General features: G+C 72.6%; 6 protein-coding genes. 4 read left to right on the forward strand and 2 right to left on the reverse strand.

Features of this window, described 5'->3' with window-relative positions; translation table 11 throughout:
- The first annotated feature begins 54 nt into the window (after positions 1-54).
- The 3 genes from AB0G74_RS31390 (at position 55) to AB0G74_RS31400 (ending at position 3,294) form a co-directional block, all read left to right on the forward strand.
- Entirely contained in the window at positions 55-1,236 is a 1,182-nt protein-coding gene (locus tag AB0G74_RS31390) for a helix-turn-helix transcriptional regulator (protein WP_361153208.1), read from the forward strand.
- 208 nt (positions 1,237-1,444) lie between these two features.
- Positions 1,445-2,287: an FTR1 family protein gene (locus AB0G74_RS31395; RefSeq protein ID WP_361153211.1), complete on the forward strand. Its 843-nt coding sequence runs from the start codon at positions 1,445-1,447 to the stop codon at positions 2,285-2,287.
- The gene (locus AB0G74_RS31400) at positions 2,281-3,294 is read left to right on the forward strand and encodes a hypothetical protein (protein WP_361153214.1); all 1,014 of its coding nucleotides are present in this window, start codon (positions 2,281-2,283) and stop codon (positions 3,292-3,294) included. Before AB0G74_RS31395 ends, AB0G74_RS31400 begins: the two co-directional genes overlap by 7 nt.
- Positions 3,295-3,477: 183 nt before the next feature.
- On the opposite strand, the gene AB0G74_RS31405 is transcribed toward AB0G74_RS31400, so the two are convergent.
- Together AB0G74_RS31405 and AB0G74_RS31410 are read right to left on the reverse strand one after the other, a co-directional pair.
- On the reverse strand, positions 3,478-4,233 hold the full coding sequence (locus AB0G74_RS31405) for a bifunctional DNA primase/polymerase (RefSeq protein ID WP_361153217.1): 756 nt from the start codon (positions 4,231-4,233) through the stop codon (positions 3,478-3,480).
- Between the two features lie 256 nt (positions 4,234-4,489).
- Positions 4,490-5,131: a TetR/AcrR family transcriptional regulator gene (locus AB0G74_RS31410; protein ID WP_361153220.1), complete on the reverse strand. Its 642-nt coding sequence runs from the start codon at positions 5,129-5,131 to the stop codon at positions 4,490-4,492.
- A gap of 245 nt (positions 5,132-5,376) precedes the next feature.
- Here AB0G74_RS31410 and ddaH point away from each other — a divergent pair, with 245 nt between their 5' ends.
- Positions 5,377-6,201 carry a dimethylargininase gene (gene ddaH, locus AB0G74_RS31415; protein WP_361153223.1) on the forward strand — a complete coding sequence of 275 codons (825 nt, stop codon included), beginning with the start codon at positions 5,377-5,379 and terminating at the stop codon, positions 6,199-6,201.
- The last annotated feature ends 160 nt before the right edge of the window (positions 6,202-6,361 follow it).

The following is a 6,361-nucleotide window of genomic DNA, read 5'->3' on the forward strand; positions in this document are numbered from 1 at the left end:
GAAATGGCCGGGATCGCAGGATCGAACGGGACTTCCTGGGGCAGACTGAGACCCATGAGCACCAGTGATCAGCCGCCTGGGGCGAATCTGGCCGCGCTCCGCAAGGAGCGTGGCTGGTCACAGATCAAGCTGGCCCGCAAGGCGAATGTGTCCGTGTCCTTGCTCTCGAAGGTCGAGGTGGGTGACCGGACCCTCACCCATGCGACCGCTTCGGCCGTCGCCAGAGCCATGGGCCTGAGCGTGGCCGAGGTGCTGGGCCGGGCCCGGGTGCCGCAGGACGGGGAGGAGTCCCTGTCCGCGCTGCGATCGGCGCTGCGGGACTACGACCTTCCGGGCGGGGACCCGGTGGCCGAGGGACGGATCGGCGCCGGGCTGGAACTCGTCGGGCGGTACCGGGACGGCTTCGAGGTCCGGGGGCTGCTGCGGATGCTGCCCGGCCTCCTGCGGGATGCCACGGCTCATGCGTACGCGGTCAACACGGCGGCGGGCTGGATGGCGCTGGCCGAGGTCTACAGCGCCGTGTACTGGGTCGCGGCCCGGCACCGCTGGATGGACATGGCGGAGCTGGCCGTCACCCGGCAGCGGTGGGCCGTCGAGCAGAAGGCGACCCCTCTCGGGGTGGCCGTCGCCGCGCGGGACCGGGCCGGGGCCTATCTCAACGGCGGGGACTACGAAGGCGGTCTGTCCCTCGTGGACCGGGCCGTCGCGGCCGCCGAGGCGGGTCTCTCGGGACAGGAGCGGGCCTTCGCCGTGGGGGTGCTCAACCTCCGGGGGATGACCCTGGCCGGGCGGCTGCCCGACAAGAAGGAGGGCAGGCGCGAGGCCGAGCGTCATATCGCCTCGGCGTGGCGGGTCTCGGAGGAACTGGGCGCGGAGTGGAACCGGGCCGGGATGCTCTTCGGCCCGTCGAACACGGCGACCCATGTCCTGGCCACCCGGCTGGACCTGGGCACTCCCCGGGACGCGCTCACCCTCGCCGACGGTATCGATCCCGTACTCGCCCGGCTCACTCCCACCCGTACCGCCGCGACCCGGATCAACATCGCCCGCGCCCAGGTCGACACCGGCGACCGCGACGGCGCGCTGGCGAGCCTCGCCGCCGCGTACGAAGCGGCCCCGCAGATGGCGCGCCTGAACCCCATGGGCCGGGAGGTCCTGCGGGTGGTGGCGTCCCTGCACCGCCGGAGCAATCCCCGGCTGCTCCGCCTCGCGAAGCTGTCCGGCGTCAAGCTCTGAACGGTGTCTCGGCCGATCGCGGAGACTTCCGCGGTCGGGTCCGACCCTGGAACTGACGCGGCGGGTGCGGTCGTCCCGGTGTGTGGAGGCGGTCGGGGAAAGGTGGTTGTCCACAGGCCCCGGCGTCTTCGCCGGACCCGGGCTACTGTCACCGCAAGTGCTCCGCCGGACCGCGGGGCGCATCAGGGGGAAGGGCGGTCGTTCCGTCATGGACGGTACGTTTCTGTTCGGTCTGTCGATCGGTCTCTCGGTCGGTGTGGTCATCGTTCCGCTGCTCGCCGCGTCGTTCATGGTGGGGCGCGGGGATCTGGTGCGGCCGGTGCTGGCGGCGGTGTTCGGGACGCTGGCGGTGCTCGTCGTCGTGGAGTCGGTCTTCGAGTCCGGTTCCCGGTATCCGACGCTGAAGGGACAGTTGGTGCTGGCGGGGGTGCTGTCGCTGGTCTCCGTCGTGTTGTTGAGCTGGGTGGTGTACGAGGTGCTCCGCGCGGGGGCCCGGGGGTACGAGCCGTCCCGCCGGGGCGTGTACACCGGTGCGGCGGTGGCGGCGGGTGTGTGCTCGGTGGCGCCGGGGGGACTGATACCGGCCCAGTTCCTGTCGGCGGCGGCCCGGGCGGCGACCGGGGAGAGTGCGAGTGTCCGGCCGCTCATGGGGGTGTTGCTGGGGATGTTCACGGCCGCCGTGGTGGGGATCGTGGTGTTCCAGGTCCTGCTGCGGCTCCGCCCCGGCCGGGGGTTCTTCGCCGGGTTGGCCCTGGCGCTGGTCGTCGGTGCGGCCGGGACGCTGGCGCTCGCCGTCGCCAATTTCCAGGTGGTGGATGTGCTCGGCGGCGACCTGACCCCGGTGTACGACGTCTACGCGGAGGTGCCTCCGGACAGTTGGTACAGCGCTGTTCTCACGAGTCTGGTCGGGTTCCAGCACTCGCCCACCGTCCTCCAGGTCACCGTCTGGTTCCTGTACCTGGTCCCCGCGGTCGTTCTTGTGCTCGCCCCGATAAAGTTCGGTCGTTCAGTCGGGGGGCACGGGGGCCGAGGGAAAGACGGGCGATGGTGAGGCGGATTCGGGTGGGACGGCGGCGCGGGGGCCGTGGGGCGACCGGTACGGGGCTCGCGGTGGTGCTGGCGCTGACCGTCGGTGGCTGTGTGACCGTGCACGGCGAACGCGAGCTGGTCCCCAACGCCACCGAGGCCGAGGCGGCGGAGGCGCTGAAGGAGTTCGTCGCCGCCTTCAACGCCGCCGACAAGGCGTACGATCCGACGCTCGACGCCGGGCATGTCACGGGCGCGCTGGGCGCGGTCAATCAGGCCGGGATGAAGTCGCGGGGGGTGACCTTCCCGGACGGCAACCCCCGGCATGTGCCGCTGGAGCTTTCGGACGTCGAGTACGCGATCCCGAAGAAGGCGGGCTGGCCCCGGTATTTCCTCGCGGACGCGGATCCCGGCCGGGACCAGGACGGCGGGCCGGGCGACCAGCGGTGGCTGCTGGTGTTCCTGCGCGGCGGACCGGCGGACGTCTGGAAGGTCAACTATCTGAATGTGGTGCCCGCGGCGCGGGTGCCGAAGCTGAAGAAGGACTCCGACGGCTTCGTGGAGATGCTTCCGGCGACGACGGAGAAGCTGGCCGCCCGTCCGGCGGAGCTGCCGAAGACGTACTCGTCCTTCATGCAGTCGGGTACCCCTCCGGTCTTCACGGACGGGCCGCATAGTTCGGGGTGGCGGGACGCGCGGCGGCGGACGACGAATTCGCCGGGGATATCGACGCAGTGGATCGACCAGCCGCTGGACACGGGTGACTTCGCCCCGCTCGCGTTCGCCACCGAGAACGGGGGCGCGCTGGCCTTCTTCACCATCCGGACCTATGAACGGCAGACCTCGGCGGCCGGGGTGCGGATTCCGGTCCATCCGGATGTGAAGCCGCTGCTGACGGGTGTGGTGAAGAATTCGGTCACCAAGGAGCGGGTGTCGGCGCAGGCGACGCTCGTCCCGGCGGCGGGCGGTGGCGCGGCGAAGCTGGAGATCCTGGGGCGGCTGGTGGGCCTCACCACCGCGAAGGGCGCCTGACCCGGCGGGGCGGCCGAGCCGGGTGCCGGGGCCGGAGCCGTACGGGGCCGAGCCGGGGCAGACCGCCGGAGCCGGGGCCGTACGGGGCCGGGGGCGCTCGGGCCGCTCGGGCCCGGCGTGCGGAGGAGCGGGGTACGGGACCGGCGGCTTCCGCGGCCCGGCCCGTACCCCCGTGTCACCGGCTCAACGGTGGAGCGGCCACGCCTCTTCCTCCTGGCCGCGCCCGCCCGCGTACCGCGCGCAGGCGTCGGTCAGGGCGCCGAGCAGGGTCAGCGGCTCGGGCAGCGCGTGTTCCGGGCCCCGTACCCAGGTCACCGCGTGGTCGGCGGGGAGCCGGGACGGCGGGAGGAGGACATAGCTGCCCCGGCAGTGCCAGCGCAGGCCGGGATGTTCGGCCATGGTCTCGGGGTGGCAGTCCAGCTCGCAGGGCCACCATTCGTCCTCGTCCTCGGGGGTGCCCCGGGTCTGGGTGAAGAACAGCGCGCGGGCGTCCTCGCCGTCGCCGCCGACCTCGGCGACCGGGCCGACCTCGACGTCCTGTTCCAGCAGCCGGGCGAGCGCGGCGCGACCGGCTTCGAGGGGGACGTCGAGGACGTCGTGGACCATGCCGGTCGCGGTGACGAAGTTCGCCTCGGGGTCGCCCTGGGCCCAGCGGCGGATCTGCGCGGGGTCCGTCGTCGACTGGGTCTGCCAGGCGAAGGAGACGGGGTGGCGGCCCGGGGTGGGACAGCCGATCCGCTCGCAGGAGCACCGGTAGGCGACGGGGTGCGCGGCGGGCGCCAGCGGCAGGCCCGCGGCGGCGACGGCAAGCAGCAGATCCTCGCGGCCGGAGTCGTCGGGCTCGGTTTCCCGTGAGCGCCTGCGCAGCCAGCCGGCCAGCCTGCTCTCCCGGGGGAGCCCGTTCCCCGCGCCGCGGTAACGGCCTTTACCGTCGCCCATCTATCCCCTCACACATCACTGCTCGCCCCTCGCGGTCCCTGCCATGGTCCCACCATCGGGCGCCTCGGGTGTCCACTGTCCCCAACCAGGGGACCTGTCGGCGCATTCCGGCGCGTGCGGTGGCGCGGTAGGGGATACTGCGCCGCGCGGGCGCCGACCGGGCGCGACAAGGCGCGGGAGGGGCCCGGAGGGCGTACGGAAGGGGTACGTTCCGGGCGCCGGGACGGCCCGGCACCCGGCTGGGGAGTGGCGGGGATCACCCGCGCGGGCGCAGCCCGTGCAGGGCGTACTCCACGAGCCGGTCGGTGTAGTCGTGGGTCAGTGGCAGGGTCCGCAGCAGCCAGCGGTGGAGCAGGGGCCCGACGAAGAGTTCGGTGGCGATCCTGGGGTCGATGGAGGGGTCGGCGTCCCCGGTGGCCTGGGCCGACCTGAGCCGTTCCCCGTAGAGCCGGAGTCCGGGGTCGAGCAGTTTGACCAGGAATTCGGCGCCCACCCGCTCGTCCACGATGCCCGCGGCGGTGAGGGCGCGGGTGGGGCCTTCGTAGCGGGGGTCGGTGAGCTGGTCGACGCTGGCCCTGAGCACGGTCTTGAGGTCGGCCTCCAGATCGCCGGTGTCGGGGAAGGCGGCTTCCGCCGGGCCGGTGGTGGCGGCCGGATCCGCGGGGTTCGCGGGTTCGGCCGCTGCGACGAGGTCGAGGAAGGCTTCGAGGAGGACGGCCGCTTTCGAGGGCCACCAGCGGTAGATGGTCTGTTTGCCGACGCCCGCGCGGGCGGCGATGCCTTCGATGGTGGTCCGGGTGTAGCCGACCTCGGTGACGAGGGCGAGCGCGGCGTCGTAGATCGCCCGCCGGGATCGCTCGCTGCGGCGGTTGGCGTCGGGGGTCCTGGTCTCTGCCATACCGGCCAATCTAGCAAGTGATGAGCCGATACGTATCGTCTCGCAAGTGGGCCGGTCCGGGGAGGCGGCGGGGGTCACCGGGCGGCGGGCCCGGAGACGTACCCCGGACGGACCCCCGACGGGCCGTATCTCCGCACGTCCGGTGCCTTTTCCCGGACTTGGCCGCACCATGGCTTCCACGCATACCCGCGTACCCCTCACACGCAGACCCGCGTGTCCCTCGTTTCGTCCGTGAGGAGCCCACCTTGCGCTCATCGCTCCGCGAAGCGTCGCCCCGCCGCTACCTGATGTGCCCACCGGCGCATTTCCGGGTGACGTACTCCATCAACCCGTGGATGGACCCGGCCAAGCCCGTCGATCTGCCGCTCGCCGTCACCCAGTGGGAGGACCTGCGCGACCGTTACCGCGCCTTCGGGCACACCGTCGAACTGCTCGTCCCCCGTCCCGACCTGCCCGATATGGTCTTCGCCGCCAACGGCGCGACCGTGATCGACGGGCGGGTGCTGCTCGCCCGCTTCGCGCACCCGGAACGCGAGCCGGAGGCCGCCGTCCATCTGGAGTGGTTCCGGACGGCCGGGTTCACCGAGATCCACGAACCGGCTCACATCAACGAGGGCGAGGGCGACTTCGCCGTCACCGCCTCGTATGTACTCGCCGGGCGCGGCTTCCGGTCGTCGCCGCTCTCCCACGACGAGGCGCAGGAGTTCTTCGGGCGGCCGGTCGTCGGACTGGATCTGGTCGACCCCCGCTACTACCACCTGGATACGGCGCTCTGCGTCCTCGACGACACGGGCGACGAGATCATGTACTACCCGGGAGCGTTCTCGCCCGGCAGCCGTTCGGTGCTGGCCCGGCTGTTTCCGGACGCGCTGATCGCCGGGGAGCGGGACGCGGCGGCGTTCGGGCTGAACGCGGTGAGCGACGGACGGCACGTACTGCTGCCGCAGGCGGCCGTGGGGCTGTTCGAACCGCTGCGGGACCGGGGGTTCGAGCCGGTCGGAATGGATCTGGGCGAGTTGCTGAAAGGCGGCGGCAGTGTGAAGTGCTGTACGCAGGAGATCCGGCCCTGAGGGCGGCCCGCCCCTGACCGGGTCCGGCCGGGCGCCCCGCCGCACGGGGTGCCCGGCCGCGCGGGATGCCGGGCCGGACGGGGTTCAGTCCTCCGGCGGCGGCCATTCGTCGCCCCAGGCCGCGTCGCGGGCGTCCTTGTAGAGCGGCCCCTGGCGCTTG

Source organism: Streptomyces sp. NPDC020875 (assembly GCF_040641415.1).
Taxonomy (GTDB): Bacteria; Actinomycetota; Actinomycetes; order Streptomycetales; family Streptomycetaceae; genus Streptomyces.

What these genes read in the sequence shown, in the direction of transcription:
- AB0G74_RS31390 (WP_361153208.1), top strand. Translation starts at nt 55, where the DNA reads ATGAGCACCAGTGATCAGCCGCCTGGGGCGAATCTGGCCGCGCTCCGC.
- AB0G74_RS31395 (WP_361153211.1), top strand. Translation starts at nt 1,445, where the DNA reads ATGGACGGTACGTTTCTGTTCGGTCTGTCGATCGGTCTCTCGGTCGGT.
- AB0G74_RS31400 (WP_361153214.1), top strand. Translation starts at nt 2,281, where the DNA reads ATGGTGAGGCGGATTCGGGTGGGACGGCGGCGCGGGGGCCGTGGGGCG.
- AB0G74_RS31405 (WP_361153217.1), bottom strand. Translation starts at nt 4,233, where the DNA reads ATGGGCGACGGTAAAGGCCGTTACCGCGGCGCGGGGAACGGGCTCCCC.
- AB0G74_RS31410 (WP_361153220.1), bottom strand. Translation starts at nt 5,131, where the DNA reads ATGGCAGAGACCAGGACCCCCGACGCCAACCGCCGCAGCGAGCGATCC.